The organism is Paraburkholderia sp. J67 (genome assembly GCF_905220265.1).
GTDB lineage: Bacteria > Pseudomonadota > Gammaproteobacteria > Burkholderiales > Burkholderiaceae > Paraburkholderia.
Genome location: NZ_CAJMZK010000006.1, coordinates 240226 through 255272, shown reverse-complemented (window position 1 = coordinate 255272; position 15047 = coordinate 240226). Strand labels below are relative to the sequence as shown.

The following is a 15047-nucleotide window of genomic DNA, read 5'->3' as shown; positions in this document are numbered from 1 at the left end:
CCTGCCGTTTCCGAGAGGGACGGCAGGCTTTTTTCTGGTGTGTTGTATCGGCAGGGTATGGCCGTGAAGATGTCGTGCAGGGCGCGCGCGTATTAGACTGGCGCGTCGAGCTTGTGGGGCGCAATCGGTTTTGCAGCCGATCGAAATCGGCGGCAATCAGAGGCATGCGGCCCCCTTGGCATTGTTGCAAGCCTTTCCGCACGGACTTCATGCTCAAGAATCTCTGGTACGTCGTGGCCGCGTCGGCCGATCTGCGCGACGCGCTGCTGCCGGTCACGCTGCTTGGCCATCGCTTCGTCGCGTTTCGCGATGCGGCGGGCAACGCGCGTCTGCTTTCCGATATCTGCGTGCATCGCGGCGCGTCGCTCAGCGCGGGTCGCCGCGTGAACGGCGAGGTGCAGTGTCCCTATCACGGCTGGCGCTATGGCGGTGACGGCGTCTGCACGCAGATTCCCGCGCAGCCGCAGGCGCGCGTGCCGGCGCGTGCGCGCGTGGACGGTTATCCCGTGATCGAACGTTACGGCTGGGTGTGGGCCTTCCTTGGCGATCTGCCCGAGGCCGAGCGAGCGCCGCTGCCCCCGCTCGATTGGGCCGCCGACCCGAACGTGCGCGTGGTGCACGGCACGTTCGACTGGCGTGCGAACTGGGAGCGCATCGTCGAAAACGGGCTGGATTTCGCGCACGCGCCTTTCGTGCACGGTACGTCGTTCGGTGCGCCTGACCGGCCCGAGATCGACAGTTTCGAAGTGAGCGCCGCCGACGCATGGAGCGCGCACGCGCGCCTGGTGATGGGCCGGCCGGTGCGCCGGGGGCTGCTACGCCGCACGCCCACAGGCGAGCACGTCGACGTGGTCACCCAGACGGGCTTTCACCTGAGCGGCCCATGCGCGACGCTCGAACTCACGCTCGGCAACGGCTGGCGGATTTTCATCGCTTCGGCGCATGTGCCCGTGGACGCACTGCATACGCGCACCTACTGGATGATGGGCCGCACGTTCCTGAAACAGGCGATGTTCGATGGGCGCTTTCGCCGGCGCAACCTGCGCGTGTTCGCCGAAGATCATGCCGTGCTCGAACGTATTCGCCCCGAGCGTGTGCCTGAGGGCTGGCAAACCGAGGTGTCGGTGAAATCGGACGCCTTGCAGATTGCGTTTCGGCAGCGCGTGCGGGCGTTGGAAGAACGCGGCTGGCTGCTCGGCGAAGCGGACCAGCCGGGCCAGATGCAGGCGCAGGCGCAGCGCACGGTCAAGGTGATCGCATGTCCGGCGCGCCGCGAAGTCTCATCGTGGGCGCTGGACGCGTGTTGAAGCGCGCAATGAGCGCAATGAGCGCAATGAGCGCAATGAACGCGCCCGCGCGCAAGCTGCCGCGCGGGCGCGATAGGGCAGGCAATCAACCGTTGCGCTTGAGTCGCGCTGGATCTCGGGGTTAGTGACGGCCGAGATCGTCGCGCGGCGGCACCACGGGCTCGACGCCTTCCCAGTACGGTTCGCTGCCGTAGTACGCGTGAACGGTGCTGCCCCACGTGGCATCGGCCATCGACGGCCAATGATCCTTGTCGAAGCCCGGCGCATTGCGCACGCGTTCCGCCGAGACGTTGAGCAGGAAGCACTTGCGGCTCGTGTCGAGCGTCAGCGCGCTCCACGGAATCGCCAGCAACTTGTCGCCGATACCGAGAAAGCCGCCGCTCGACATCACGACATAGGCAATCCGGCCGCTTTGCACGTCGAGCATGATGTCCTTGACCTTGCCGATTTCTTCGCCATCCGAACTAAGGATGTGATCGCCATCGAGCGTGCTGGCGGCCATCACATCGGGGCCGGGACCGGCCGCCGTGGATGAGCCCTTGCCGACGATGCGTGCGCCATTGCCCGTGGGCATGGGGTTGGGGGTGAAGGTAGGCATGTCCGTCTCCTTGAGGCACTCCGTTGAGTTCGTCCGGACCACTGCACTAGCCACGAAATCAGCCACGAAATCAGCCGTGAATGCGATGGATGCCGTGGCCCGGACGTCGTGCCTTCTCTAGCGCAATGCGCGTGCCGTGCCCGCTTTCGTCTTCCGCACTTGATCTTAAGACGCCGTGCCCGGCCGCAAGGTAATCCCGGAGGTTGCCCCCACGCCCGCCAGACGACCGGCGCTCTGGAAGAACGCGCGCTCGGCGGCCGTGTTCATCACGAGGATGCTGATGCGACGGTTCTGCGGGTTGTCGGCTTCGCCCTGATCGAGCGGCAGGACGTCGGCGAGCCCGCGCACCTGTAACAAGCGGTCCTCGCGCAGATGGCCCGCCACCAGCGCGCGCCGCGCGGCGTTGGCGCGCTCGCTCGACAGCTCCCAGTTCGAGTAGCCCGCGACGCCGCCCGAATACGGGACGGAATCGGTATGGCCCGCGATGGAGATGCCGCTGTCCACGTCGTTCAACGCGCTGCCGATTTCCACGAGAATCGCCCAGGCGTAGTCTTCGAGTTTCGCGCTGCCGGTTGCGAACATGGGGCGCTTGAGCGAATCGACGAGTTCGATGCGCAGGCCCTCGTCGGTAATGGTCACGCGGATCTGGTCCTTGAAGGCGCTCAGCGCGGGCTTCTGCTCGATCAACGCGGAAAGCCGCGCTTTTAGCTGGGCGAGACGGGCCTTGTCGGCGCTCTCGTTCGGTGCGACGGAGACCGGCACCGCGCGCGTGGCCGAAGGCTGCGCGTTCGCGCCGCCCACGGCGGCCAGTTTGTTCGACAGATCGTGACCGCCGCCGTTGATGAGACTCGGACTCGGATTCGCCGAGTTGGGCTTGCCGCCCAGCATGCTGGAAAGCGGCGTATTGAAGTACTTCTCGATGCCGTCGCGATCGTACTGCGATGTCGAGCCCAGCAGCCACATGAGCAGGAAGAACGCCATCATCGCGGTGACGAAGTCCGCATACGCGATCTTCCACGCGCCGCCGTGGTGGCCATCATGGCCGGCCTTTTTTACCCGGCGCACGATGATCGGTGCCGTGCTGCTCTGGCTGCCCTGCGCGTCGCGCGGTCGTTCTGCCATGTCGTTCTCCCTGGCGTTTGCGGCGCGCTTAAGCGGCCTTCGGGGTCTTGGTCGCGCGCACCGTTTCATCGAGCTCCTGGAAGCTCGGGCGATCCGCGGTGAAGAGCACCTTGCGGCCGAACTCCACCGCCACGGCCGGCGCGTAGCCCGCCAGCGACGCAAGCAGCACGGCCTTCACGCACTGATAGGGCTTGGCGGCGACGCGGCCCTTGGCGTTCAGCAGATCAGCGAGCGGGCCGACGAAACCATAGGCCAGCAGAATGCCGAGGAACGTGCCCACCAGCGCGCCCGCGATCATTTCGCCGAGCACGGCGGGAGGTTGGCCAACCGAGCCCATCGTGTGCACGACGCCCATCACCGCGGCCACGATGCCAAAGGCGGGCAGACCGTCGGCCATTTTCTGGATCGCGTTGGGCGCGACCGAGACCTCGGCGTGATGCGTGTCGAGCTCTTCGTCCATGAGGTCCTGAATCTCAATGGCGTTCACGTTGCCGCCCGTCATCATGCGCAGATAGTCGACGATGAAGTCGCGCAGATGATGGTCGGCGAGCACGCGTGCGTACTTCTGGAAGATCGGGCTGTTCTCCGGCGCTTCGATATCGGCTTCGAGCGCCATCATGCCTTCCTTGCGCGCCTTCTGAAGCAACTCGTAAAGCAGCGCAATCAGCTCCAGGTACTGCGCCTTCGTGTAGCCGCCGCCCTTGAAGCACGACGGCAGCGCCTTGAGCGTCTTGCCGAGCGTCGCGCGTGGATTGCTGACCACGAACGCGCCCAGCGCCGCGCCAAAAATACATAGCAGTTCGAACGGTTGCACGAGTGCCGGCAGATGGCCGCCCACCCCAACGAAACTGCCGATTACCGAGCCGAGGACCACGATCCAGCCGATTGCGACGAACATGTTGTTTCCTTTTCTCTCTGTCAATCAGACGCAGACGCCGCGCATCAAGCCCGTCGCGTGCGGTGACGCGCGAGCAGGCGGCGCGTCGCAAAGTTGGTGGCCGCGCCGGTATGACGCGCGCTGAGGGCGCTGGCGCGGCGGGCGCGGGGCGCGGCACTCGTGGCGGCCTGGTGGCTGGCCGCGAGGCGCGCGGCGCAGGCAAAAGGGTCGCGCAAGGTAATTTTTGCTGCCTGTTCGGGTGATTTCATGACGTTTTTCTTCAAGAACCGTGGCCTGCTTTACGGCGGCTCGACACGTTGCTGAAGTCATTTGTCAGTCTTTTTTTGCAGGGTTCGAACAGGGAAATTTTGCATGTTGATTCGGCATCCGAATCAATTGACGAATATTGCCGGTAAGAGAAAAGCGCCTGCTCGACGGGTTCAAACGCAGTGTCGACGCGGTTTGGACCCAGTTCAAGCATGCACGATGATCGCACTGCGATGGCAAGCCCGAGAAACCTGACGCACGATCGTGCACTTATTCAAACTTTTGCGCCTGCGCTTCGAATTTTCCGTTTGGTGTGACGCCTGGGGTCAAAATTACCGGATTGCTGCCGTAAACAAGGGCAGGGCGGACGCCGCCTCACGTCCCAACCCGCCGCGCGCCATCGCGCGCCGATTCCGCCGAGGCGAGACCCGACCATGATTACCGCACCGCTTCCGCTCGACGAAGACCTTCGCCTCCAGGCGCTCAAACGCCTGGAGATTCTCGATTCCGAGCCGGAAGAAGCGTTCGACCGCGTCGCGCGCCTCGCCGCACGCGCGTTCGGCGTGCCCATCGTACTGGTGTCGCTGGTCGACGAAGATCGCCAGTGGTTCAAGTCGCATCACGGTCTCGCGGCCTGTGAAACGCCGCGCAGCATGTCGTTCTGTGCGCACGCGGTGCTCAGCAAGCGCATGCTCGTGGTGGACGACGCGCTAGACGACGAGCGCTTTCTCGACAACCCGCTGGTGCTGGGCGCGCCCTACATCCGCTTCTATGCGGGCGCGCCGCTGCGTCTGGCCGATGGCCAGGTGATCGGCACGCTCTGCCTGATCGACACGCAACCGCGCAGCCTCGGGGCAGACGACGCGCAAGCTCTCGCCGACTACGCGCAACTGGTCGAGCGCGAACTCGAAGTGCGCCGTCAGTTGATCCACTCGCGCACGGCGCACGAACGCGACCGCCGCTCGCTCGCGATCAGCGAGGCGCGCTTCACGACCGTGTTCAAGGAAACGCCCATCGGCAACGCGCTGGTGGCGCTCGACGGGCACTTCCTCGAAGTCAACCCGATGTTCTCCGAAATCACCGGCTACGACGAGGCGACGCTGCGCAAGCTGACCTTCGCCGAAGTCACGCACCCCGCCGATGTCGCCTCGGATGTGGCGCTGGCGGCGGAGCTGGTGGCGGGCAAGCAGACGACGTACGCAACCGAAAAGCGCTACGTGCGCCCGGATGGCACGGCGATCTGGGTGAATCTCGCGGTGACCCTGCTGCGCGACGCCACGGGGGTGCCGCTGCACTTCATCGCCGCCGTCCAGGATATCGACAGCCGCAAGCGCAGCGAAGAGGCGCTGGGCAATTACCACGCGGAACTGGAAGAGCGCGTGCGCGAACGCACCACGGAGTTGCGCCGCAGCCGCGACGCCTTGCAGACCATCACCGACAACCTGCCTGTGCTGATCGCCGTGGTGGATCGCGACCTGCGCTATCAGTTCAACAACGAGACCTTCAGGCGCGTGCTGGCGACGCCGTCGGCGATGCTGCGCGGTGCGAGCGTGCGCGATACGCTGCGGCCCGAAGTGTTCGAGCAATTGCAGCCGTATTTCGCGCGCGCACTGGCGGGTGAGCGCGTGACCTGCAACGAGGTGCGTTATCGCGCGGACGAAGAGCGCATCTGGTGCACGACCTATATTCCCGCCGAGCGCGAGGGCAAGGTCACGGGGTTTTATGTGATGTCGCACGACGTCACCGAACAGCGCCACACCGAGCAGCGCCTGCGCGAAAACGCGTTGATTGACCCGCTCACGGGGCTGGCGAACCGGCGCGCGCTCGAAGAGGAACTGGGCGCGACGCTCGCTGACGGGAGCCCTTTCGCGCTGTTCTTCATCGACCTGGACGGCTTCAAGAGCATCAACGATCGATACGGTCACGACACCGGCGACGCGCTGCTGCGCGAGGTCGCGAACCGTCTCAAGTCGACGGTGCGCGCGGGCGATTTCGTGAGCCGTCTGGGCGGCGACGAGTTTGTGATGCTCAGCCGCGGCGTGACCGAATCGATGAGCGCGGAGCGCATTGCCCAGGCGGCCTGCCACGCGCTTGCCCGGCCCTTCGTGGCAGGCGGCCAGATTGTCGAGACCAGCGCGAGCGTGGGCGTGGCGCTGCACAGCGCGGACGAAGGCGGCGGGCGGCCCGACGAGCCGCTTTGTCTCGCCGATGCCGCGATGTACGAGGCCAAGCGCGCAGGGCGCAATACGTGGCGGTTGGCCCGGCAAGCGGCGCGCGCGGTGTCGTTGGTGCAGTAAGTCACGCACAAAGGCGCAACGCTCACAATGCCCAGGCGCCACGCCTTGGGCACAAAAACTGCTCAACTCCCCCGCAGTGGCTTTGCTCCGGCACTTTGGAGCCTGAATTGCGCATTGCCGTGCGCAATAGCGGCCGCGACGCGATAATGCCCTGATTCCTCGGGCCGTCGCTGAGCGCCGCGACCTCGTGCTCGCGTCCAAAGCCAGAGAAAGAAGCGGTGCGTGCCGAACAGGCTCGCTCGCTGCCCATTCGTCAAGTTTCTACGTTTGCCTACCCGGACCCGACCCGTGACCGCATTTCGATCCGCAGCCGAATCCTCGTTCGTCGACGTCCTCGGCGCCTTGCGCCTCGCGACCGCGTCCCGCCACGAAAGCGCCGAGCGCGCCATGCCGCTCGCCGTCCCCGTGCCCACGCTGACCGATTACCGGCAGCATCTGCTGGTTTTACACGCGTGGCTCGCGCCGCTCGAAGCCTGGATGCAGCGCTTCGAGGACGGCCCGCAAGACCCCGCCTTGCTGCCGCCGCTCGCGCGTCTCGCGCTGATCGAGCGCGATCTCGCGCATCCGGCCTTGCATGGCGCACAGGCTCAAGCGCAGCCGCACAGCGCCCCGACCACCGCCGCCCACGCGCTCGCACCGCTCGAAGCCGCCGCCGCGTGGCGCTGGGGCGCCTGCTACGTGATCGAAGGCTCGCAACTGGGCGGCGCGGTGCTGCTGCGCCGCTACGCGGGCGCTTTCGCACCGCATCCGCTCGACTATCTCAGCGGCGATGGCAACGCGCCCGGTCCGCGCTGGCACGCCTTCGTGGCCGCCATGCGGCACGCCGTGCACACGCCGCGCGAGGTCGATCAGGCCTGCGCGGGCGCGCGCGCCGCGTTCGATCGCCTGATTGCGCTGCTGCCCGACTTCGCGCCGGCTGCCTTGCCCAACGCCGCGCGCGCCGTGACGGCCTGAGCGTTCAGCTTTACCGCCTCATCATGTCCGAGCCTCTGTCCGCCACCCCGGCCTCCCGTTCCGATCCGTCGGCCGCGACCGACGTCGGTGAGATCTTCGAGTCGCTGCCCGACGCCTGGCTCGTGCTCGACGCCGCGATGACCGTGGTGGCCGCCAATCGCGCCTATCTCGCGCTGGTGGCGACCGAGCGCTCGGCGGTGCTGGGGCGCTCGGTCTACGAGATCAATCAGGCGGGGTCGGCGGCGCAGCGCGAGTCGCGTCGTCGCTGGCTCGATTCGATGCTGGGCGAGGGCGTGCCCGGCGAGAGCCGCCTTGGGCCGCCGATCCGCTACGACCTGGCCTGCGTCGACGACGGCCCGCTCGTGCCGCGCTACTGGCAGGTGCGCGTCACGTTGATGAGCACGGCGCGCGGCGAGGGGCTCTACGGGCTGTGCGTGCACGACATCACCGAGCGCATGGAGGACGAGGCGCGCGGGCAGCGCGAGCGCGCCAAGCTGCGTTCACAGGCGCGCCTGCGCCAGGTGCTGATGGAAGAGGCCAACGAACAGTTGCGCCTGCAACAGGAACAGTTGCAGCATGCGCTGGCGTTCGCGAGCGTGGGCGCGTGGGAACTCCAGAAGCAAACCGGCGTGTTCACCTGCAACGACCAGTTCAAGACACTGCTGGGTCTGCCCGTTGCCGCGACGGTCACCGAGTCGAGATTGTTCGGTGAGCTGATCGATCAGGAGTATCGCGAACGCGTGCGAACCGCGTTCGATGCCGCGCGTTTTGCCGACGCCCCGGTCGAAGTCGACTTCCGCGTGACCTGGCCCAACCGCGAACGGCGCTGGATCCTGTTGCGCGCGGCGCGTCCGCGCGGCCGCGATGCGCTGGGCGGCGTGGCGTCGATCGTCGGGCTGGCGCTCGATATCTCCATGCGCAAGGAGTCGGAACTGGAGCATCAGGCGGCGGCCGAGAGCGAGCGCGCCGCGCGCGAGCGCAGCGAAGAGGCCACACGCGCGATGGATCACTTCGTCGCGGCGGTGAGCCACGAATTGCGCTCGCCGCTGGGCGCGATCCAGTCGTGGGCCACGCTCCTGCAACGCTCGGGCGACCTCGCGCATATGGCCCGCGCGGGCACCGTGATCGAGCGCAACGCGCGCCAGCTCGCGCTGATGGTCGACGATCTGCTCGACAGCGGTGCGATCGCCACCGGCAAGCTCTCGATCGAACTGGCGCCCGTGGACCTGGGTGCGCTGGCGGGCAATATCGCCGAAGACATGCGCATGCGCATCGAGGAAAAAGGCGTGCGTCTCGTGGCCGACGATCTCGATTCCTGCTTCGTGATGGCCGACGAAAAACGCTTGCGCCAGGTGATCTGGAATCTCATGACCAACGCGCTCAAATTCTGCGAGACGGGCGAGATCGTCGTGAGCGTGCGTGCCGTTGCGTCGCCGCTCACGCACGGCGGCACGGCGGAGTTGAGCGTGCGCGATGCGGGGCGCGGCATCGCGCCCGAGGTGCTGGAACGCATCTTCGAGCGCTTTTATCAGGCGAGCGGCAGTGGGCGCGCTTCGGGTCTCGGCCTGGGGCTGTGGCTCGCGCGCAGCATTGTGCGCCTGCACGGCGGCACCATCTGGGCCGAGAGCCAGGGCGAAGGCCAGGGCGCGACGTTCCGCGTGAGCCTGCCGCGTTATCGTTAGCGCCGGACTGCCTGCACGGCGCGAGCGGTACAATCCGGGCTTTGCGTCGCGCGCGTTTTCATCATGACCGACTCCACGCCCTCTACACCCGCCACGCCGCTAGAGCGCCTCATGCAGCAGGTGCTCGCGTTTCGCGAAGCGCGCGACTGGCAGCAATTTCATACGCTGCGCAATCTGATCGTCTCGACCAGCATCGAGGCGGGCGAATTGCTCGAAACGATCCAGTGGAAGGACGATGCGCAGATCGCCGCCCTGCTTGCCGATCCGCAGGGCCGCGCGCACCTCGAACAGGAATGCGCCGATGTCTTCATCTACCTGCTGCTGGTGGCGCATACGGCAGGCTTCGATCTCGTAAAGGCGGCGGCCGACAAGGTGCGCGTGAACGAGACGCGCTATCCGGTCGACAAGGCGAAGGGCAACGCAAAAAAGCATAGCGAGCTTTGATGCGCGGTCAGCGACGCGCAGTTAACGGCTATAAGGCGGCGGCTCGTTGAGCACGGCCCAGAACACGCCGAGATCGTTGATTGCGTCCATGAAATCGTCGAACTCTACGGGCTTGACGACATAGGCATTCACGCCCAGATCGTAGCTGCGCAGCAGGTCCTTCTCTTCGCGTGACGACGTGAGCATGACGATGGGCACGCGCCTGAGCCGGTCGTCCTCGCGCACGAGCTTGAGCACCTCATGGCCGTCGAGTTTGGGCAGCTTCTTGTCGAGCAGGATCACGGCGGGGTTTTCGTCCGCGCGATCGGCCCACTGGCCTTCGCGACGCAGATAGTCGAGCGCTTCCGCACCATCGCGCAGCGCGACCACCGGATTCGCGAGCCGGGCTTTTTCGAGCGCGATCAAGGTCAGCTCGATATCGTTGGGATTGTCTTCCACCAGCAGGATGGGTCTCAGCACGACGTTTTCCTTCTATTACCGCGCTTGCGCGCGTGATTGCCTGATGAATGTTTGCTGCTTATTCCGGTTTGCGCACGTTCCTGAACGGCTGCGTATCCGGCGAGAGCGACGCGAGTCGCGCCACCGCGGCGGCAGCCGTCTCGCCTTGATGCGGCCGGTTCTGCTCGGGCGGGGCTGCGCTCGTGCGCGGAATCGCGAACGACACCGTGGTGCCCACGTTCAGTTGGCTGTCCGCCCAGGCCCGGCCGTCGTGACGCTCGACGATGCGTTTGACGCTCGCAAGTCCGATGCCCGTGCCTTCGAAATCCTCGAAGCGATGCAGCCGCTGGAACACGCCGAACAGCTTGCTCACGTAGCGAGCGTCGAAGCCCACGCCGTTGTCGCGCACGAACACGATATCGTGATCGGCGAGCGGTGAATCGGCCTTGCCTGCCTCCCAGCCGATCTCGATGATCGCAGGGTCGTCCGCACTCGCATGATTGCGCGTGAACTTCACGGCGTTGTCGATCAGGTTGCGCAGGACCACATGCATGAGCACCGGATCGACCACGAGCGTCTGCAACGCACCGACGCGCCATTCGATTGCGCGCTGTGCATGATCGCGCTGGTGGTCGGTCACGAGTTCCTTGACGAGGCGATTCAGATCGACGCGCTGCTTGTGCAAGGCGGCGCGGCCCATCTGCGAGAACGCCAGCAGATCGTCCACGAGCTTGCCGCCAAAGCGCGCCGAATCGGCGATGCGCTCGATGAAGTGTTGGCCGCGCGTCGAGAGATTCGCGCTCTCGCCTTGTGCGAGCAGATCGGCGAAACCGGCGATATGGCGCAGCGGCGCGCGCAGATCGTGCGAAACCGTATACGAGAACCCTTCGAGTTCTTCGTTCGCACGGCCTAGTTCGAGCGCGAGCTGGGCGAGTTCCTCGGCGCGGCGCAGCACGATGTCGAGCAGCGCGGCGCGAAATTCCAGCGCGATTTCCTGCTCGGCGGCATGCCAGGGCAGCGAGCGCTCGCGTACGACTTCAGTCCAGACGTCGAAGCTCGCGCGCGGCGAGAGCGAACTCGCGAGCGTCGCCAGTGAGGCCAGTTTCGCGCGCGGGTCGCCGGCCCATTTGAGTGCGCGCACAACTTCCGGACGGAACCAGATGACGTAGTTGCGAAAGAGCCGCGAGATCGACACCGCAAGCATGCCGGCTGCGTCGTGATGAAAGGGCAGACCCGTCGCCTGGGCGAACTCGTCGGTCGCATGGATCTCGCCATCGCGCCCGTCGAGCCAGGTGAGGATCGCTTCGATGCGGGCGGTGTCGGGCGTCGTGCCTACCGTGACGATGCGGCCGTCGAACACGATCGCCGCGCCTGCCGCATTGGCGAGCCCGAGCAGATCGTGCGGTTCGCCGCACAGCGCGCTCACGAAATGCTCGCTGTTGGCCGTGGCGGTGAGCAGTCGCGAGAGACGGCGGCGCAGTTCGAGCCGGTACTCGGCTTGCGCGCGATCCTCGCGCGCCTCGATCTGCAACGAAAGCATCTGCGCGATGTGCTCGCAGGCGGCGCGCACCTCGAAGGCGGGCACGCGCGCGTGGGCGTGATGGCACGAAATGAGGCCCCAGAGTCGCCCGCGCACGACGATCGACATCGACATCGACGAACCGGTGCCCATGTTCTTCATGTATTGCACGTGCACGGGCGAGACGCTGCGCAGCGACGCCCAGGTGAGGTCGGTGGGGCGGCCCGTGGCCGGATGCAGCGGCGGTACGAGCGGCACGCTCGTATAGTCGGCGTCGGCGATCAGGCGGATGCGGTTGTGCACGTAGAGCGCGCGGGCTTGGGAAGGAATGTCCGAAGCGGGGAAGTGCTGGTCGAGGTACGACGCATAGCCCGCGTCGAGCGCTTCGGCGAGCACGTGGCCGTTGCCGTCGTCGTCGAAGCTGTAGACGAGCGTTCGCCCGAAGCCCGTGATGCGTTTGACCTCGCCGGCGGCGAGCCGCGCCAGGTCCTCGATGCTCGTGCCGTCCTGCAGGCCGCGTAAAAACGTGCGCACGAGCGGATAGAGCGAGGAGAACACGTCGGCGGTGCCGAGCGCAGGCTCCAGTTCGACGATGGCGATGCCGTCGTGGCGATGCGCGACGATGGCGAGCGGTGCGTGGGTGTGGGCTTGCGCGTCGTTGGCATCGCTGAGATTGCGCGGATCGGCAATCGCGCCGACGAAGCGCGGTGTGCCGTCGGTGCCGGGTTCGGCGAGAGCACCGAGCGTGGCCTGCGCAGCGGGCTCGCCGATGAGCCGCGCGAGCGGCGCGCCAAGCAGCGCTTGCGCCGTCGTGCCCGCTAGCGCCCCCGTATTCGCGCTGAGTTGCACGATGCGGCCTTCGCCGTCGAGGCTGACCAGAAACCCGTGCGGCTGGATGCTGCCAGGGAGATGGATCGGCTCCCTCGCGCAGTCCGCTTGCGTGGCGGGCGTGCTGGCCGGCGCCTGGTGTGTCATGAATGCTCCGTGATGGGACGCGAGCGAGGGTTCGTCCCGGAATTCTCGAATGGGCCAGCGCGGCGGAAAGTCAAACGGCGTGCGGCTTTGGGGTGAGGGTAGCAATTGGCGTGCCGCGCGCCTGCCCTCAGCTCGTGAGATCTTCTTCCAGCCGCTCGAACACGCGCTGCGTCGCGCCACGCGCGTGCAACGCGAACAGCAGCAGCGAGCGTCCCGTCACCTGATAGACGTCGCCCGCCTCGAATTCCGGCAGTTCGTCGCGCACCGGCATGTTGGTGTCGATGAGGCAGCGCCACTGATCGTTACCTGGCACGGACGGCAGCGTGAAGTCCACCACGTCGTGATAGGCGTTGAGCACGATCAGCATGGTCGCGTCCGAAGCGAGGCGCAGGATGCCGCTCGTCTGCGATCGGCCATCGATCAGCATGCCGAAGCATCGCATTTGCGCATCGTCCCATTGCTCGCCGTTCAGCGGCACGCCCGCGGGCGAGAGCCATTCGACGTCGGTGACGTCGAGCGCCGCGTTGTGCTCGCGCGTGAGGAAGCGATTGCGGCGCAGGACCGGCAGCGCATGGCGCAAGGTCGTGAGCTTGCGCACGAAATCGGCAAGCGCGCGGCCATCTTCGTCGATGCCCTCCCAATCCACCCAGCTCACCTCGTTGTCCTGGCAGTAAGCGTTATTGTTGCCGCGCTGCGTGCGCCCGAATTCGTCGCCGGCCAGCAGCATCGGCGTGCCCTGCGAGAGCAGCAGCGTGGCGAGGAAGTTGCGCTTCTGGCGCTCGCGCAGCGCACGGATTTCGGCGTCGTCGGTCGGGCCTTCGGCGCCGCAATTCCACGAGAGATTGTCCGAGTGTCCGTCGCGATTCTCTTCGCCGTTCGCTTCGTTATGGCGCTCGTTGTACGAGACGAGATCGTGCAGCGTGAAGCCGTCGTGCGCGGTCACGAAGTTCACGCTCGACCAGGGCCGGCGACCGCGACGGTTGAACTTGTCGCCCGAGGCGGCGAGGCGCGTGGCGAGATCGGCGGCCTGGCCTTCGTCGCCCTTCCACCAGCCGCGCACGGTGTCGCGAAAGCGGTCGTTCCATTCGGCCCAGCCCGGCGGAAAGCCGCCCACCTGATAGCCGCCGGGGCCGCAATCCCAGGGCTCGGCGATCAGCTTGACGCTGGAGAGAATCGGGTCCTGGCGGCAACTGTCGAGAAAGCCGCCGCCTTCGTCGAACCCATACGGCTCGCGCCCGAGGATCGTGGCCAGATCGAAGCGGAAACCATCGACGCCCATCTCTAGCACCCAGTAGCGCAGACTGTCCGTGACCATCTGCAACACGCGCGGATGCGAGAGGTTGAGCGTATTGCCGGTGCCCGTGTCGTTGATGTGATAGCGCGGGTTATCGCTGACCAGGCGGTAATACGAGGCATTGTCGATGCCGCGAAACGACAGCGTCGGGCCTAGCTCGCTGCCTTCGGCGGTGTGGTTGTAGACCACGTCGAGGATCACTTCGAGGCCGGCCTGGTGCAGACGATCGACCATGTTCTTGAATTCGTCGATCGAGCCTTGCGCGCCCACGGAAAAGCGCGGGTCGGGCGCGAAGAAGCCAATCGTGTTGTAGCCCCAGTAGTTCGTGAGGCCACGATCGAGCAGGTACGAATCGTTCACGAAGGTATGCACCGGCATCAATTCGACCGACGTCACGCCGAGGCCGCGAATATAGTCGAGCACCTTCGAATTCGCCATGCCCGCGAAGGTGCCGCGCTCTTCCTCGGGCACATCGGGATGGCGGATCGTGTAGCCGCGCACATGCGTCTCGTAGACGATCGCGCGTTCGCGCGCTACGCGCTCGCGCAAGGGGTGGTGCCAGCTGAAGGTCTGATCGACCACGCGGCAGCGCGGCACGTAGCGCGCACTGTCGCGGGTATCGAAGGAAAGGTCCGCATCGGGGCTGTCGAGCGTGTAGCCGAACACCGAGGGATGCCATTTGAGCGCGCCCACGTGCGCCTTCGCGTAGGGATCGAGCAGCAGTTTGTTAGGGTTGAAGCGATGGCCCGCATCCGGCTCGTACGGACCATGCACGCGGTAGCCGTAGATCGCGCCGGGTTCGAGATCGGGCAGGAAGACGTGGAAGATCTCGTCGGTGTACTCGGGCAGCACGATGCGCTCCAGTTCGCGCAGACCGGTCTTGTCGAACAGGCACAACTCGACTTTGGAGGCGTTCGCCGAGAACAGCGCGAAATTCACGCCGTGTCCGGTCCAGGTGGCGCCATGCGGGAACGGCTGGCCTTCGGCGATGCGGGTGGCGGTCTTTTTGCTCATGGGCTCTCGCAGTGGCTGGAGTGGGGCGTGCATGAAGCAGGTTCGCGGCGGATGCTGAACCACGCGCGGCAGACAGCGCAAAGGCGACGGTGGCCCGGCTCAGCTTTTCAAGGATACCGGGTCAAGGAGTAGCAAGCTCCGGGCCAACGCGTGGACGATTGGCGGTGCTGCGATGTTGCGGCGCGGCGCAACGCCGGTGATGCAAGGCGTTCGCCAGGTAGGGAAGGCGATGCGCGCGGCCCCTGGTGGAGGCCGCGCG

Annotated in this window: 12 protein-coding genes; 5 read left to right on the top strand and 7 right to left on the bottom strand. The window is 66.1% G+C overall.

The genetic code is table 11. From position 1 onward, the window contains the following. Positions 1-209 precede the first annotated feature (209 nt). Positions 210-1307, top strand: a complete 1098-nt coding sequence (locus U5782_RS14545; protein WP_322044527.1) for an aromatic ring-hydroxylating dioxygenase subunit alpha — start codon at positions 210-212, stop codon at positions 1305-1307. Positions 1308-1428: 121 nt separating this feature from the next. Here the strand turns inward: U5782_RS14545 and U5782_RS14540 are convergent, their stop codons facing one another. From U5782_RS14540 to U5782_RS14525, 4 genes are all read right to left on the bottom strand, one after another. Continuing rightward, the gene (locus U5782_RS14540; protein ID WP_322044526.1) at positions 1429-1905 is read right to left on the bottom strand and encodes a PRC-barrel domain-containing protein; all 477 of its coding nucleotides are present in this window, start codon (positions 1903-1905) and stop codon (positions 1429-1431) included. A 165-nt stretch (positions 1906-2070) separates the two neighbouring features. Next, complete coding sequence (gene motB, locus U5782_RS14535) at positions 2071-3027, bottom strand: flagellar motor protein MotB (RefSeq protein WP_322044525.1); 957 nt, start codon at positions 3025-3027, stop codon at positions 2071-2073. Between the two features lie 28 nt (positions 3028-3055). Next, positions 3056-3925 (bottom strand): flagellar motor stator protein MotA, encoded by an 870-nt coding sequence (motA, locus tag U5782_RS14530; RefSeq protein ID WP_322044524.1) that lies wholly within the window; start codon positions 3923-3925, stop codon positions 3056-3058. A 44-nt stretch (positions 3926-3969) separates the two neighbouring features. Next, positions 3970-4173 (bottom strand): hypothetical protein, encoded by a 204-nt coding sequence (locus tag U5782_RS14525; protein WP_322044523.1) that lies wholly within the window; start codon positions 4171-4173, stop codon positions 3970-3972. Positions 4174-4605: 432 nt separating this feature from the next. Between U5782_RS14525 and U5782_RS14520 the strand changes: the two genes are divergently transcribed. From U5782_RS14520 to U5782_RS14505, 4 genes are all read left to right on the top strand, one after another. Further along, positions 4606-6468, top strand: coding sequence for a diguanylate cyclase domain-containing protein (locus tag U5782_RS14520; RefSeq protein WP_322044522.1), 1863 nt, complete (start codon positions 4606-4608; stop codon positions 6466-6468). Between the two features lie 288 nt (positions 6469-6756). After that, a complete protein-coding gene (locus U5782_RS14515) occupies positions 6757-7422 on the top strand; it encodes a biliverdin-producing heme oxygenase (RefSeq protein ID WP_322044521.1) in 666 nt (221 codons plus the stop codon). A 23-nt stretch (positions 7423-7445) separates the two neighbouring features. Beyond that, a complete protein-coding gene (locus U5782_RS14510) occupies positions 7446-9104 on the top strand; it encodes a sensor histidine kinase (RefSeq protein WP_322044520.1) in 1659 nt (552 codons plus the stop codon). Positions 9105-9167: 63 nt separating this feature from the next. Further along, positions 9168-9548 (top strand): nucleotide pyrophosphohydrolase, encoded by a 381-nt coding sequence (locus U5782_RS14505; RefSeq protein WP_322044519.1) that lies wholly within the window; start codon positions 9168-9170, stop codon positions 9546-9548. A gap of 21 nt (positions 9549-9569) precedes the next feature. Here the strand turns inward: U5782_RS14505 and U5782_RS14500 are convergent, their stop codons facing one another. From U5782_RS14500 to glgX, 3 genes are all read right to left on the bottom strand, one after another. After that, the gene (locus U5782_RS14500) at positions 9570-10007 is read right to left on the bottom strand and encodes a response regulator (protein WP_322044518.1); all 438 of its coding nucleotides are present in this window, start codon (positions 10005-10007) and stop codon (positions 9570-9572) included. Between the two features lie 58 nt (positions 10008-10065). Next, positions 10066-12480, bottom strand: coding sequence for an ATP-binding protein (locus tag U5782_RS14495; protein WP_322044517.1), 2415 nt, complete (start codon positions 12478-12480; stop codon positions 10066-10068). A gap of 127 nt (positions 12481-12607) precedes the next feature. After that, complete coding sequence (glgX, locus tag U5782_RS14490) at positions 12608-14788, bottom strand: glycogen debranching protein GlgX (protein WP_322044516.1); 2181 nt, start codon at positions 14786-14788, stop codon at positions 12608-12610. Positions 14789-15047: the final 259 nt, after the last annotated feature.

Excerpts from the sequence above, each read along its gene's own strand:
- U5782_RS14545 (WP_322044527.1), top strand. The coding sequence starts at position 210 with ATGCTCAAGAATCTCTGGTACGTCGTGGCCGCGTCGGCCGATCTGCGC.
- U5782_RS14540 (WP_322044526.1), bottom strand. The coding sequence starts at position 1,905 with ATGCCTACCTTCACCCCCAACCCCATGCCCACGGGCAATGGCGCACGC.
- motB (WP_322044525.1), bottom strand. The coding sequence starts at position 3,027 with ATGGCAGAACGACCGCGCGACGCGCAGGGCAGCCAGAGCAGCACGGCA.
- motA (WP_322044524.1), bottom strand. The coding sequence starts at position 3,925 with ATGTTCGTCGCAATCGGCTGGATCGTGGTCCTCGGCTCGGTAATCGGC.
- U5782_RS14525 (WP_322044523.1), bottom strand. The coding sequence starts at position 4,173 with ATGAAATCACCCGAACAGGCAGCAAAAATTACCTTGCGCGACCCTTTT.
- U5782_RS14520 (WP_322044522.1), top strand. The coding sequence starts at position 4,606 with ATGATTACCGCACCGCTTCCGCTCGACGAAGACCTTCGCCTCCAGGCG.
- U5782_RS14510 (WP_322044520.1), top strand. The coding sequence starts at position 7,446 with ATGTCCGAGCCTCTGTCCGCCACCCCGGCCTCCCGTTCCGATCCGTCG.
- U5782_RS14505 (WP_322044519.1), top strand. The coding sequence starts at position 9,168 with ATGACCGACTCCACGCCCTCTACACCCGCCACGCCGCTAGAGCGCCTC.
- U5782_RS14495 (WP_322044517.1), bottom strand. The coding sequence starts at position 12,480 with ATGACACACCAGGCGCCGGCCAGCACGCCCGCCACGCAAGCGGACTGC.
- glgX (WP_322044516.1), bottom strand. The coding sequence starts at position 14,788 with ATGAGCAAAAAGACCGCCACCCGCATCGCCGAAGGCCAGCCGTTCCCG.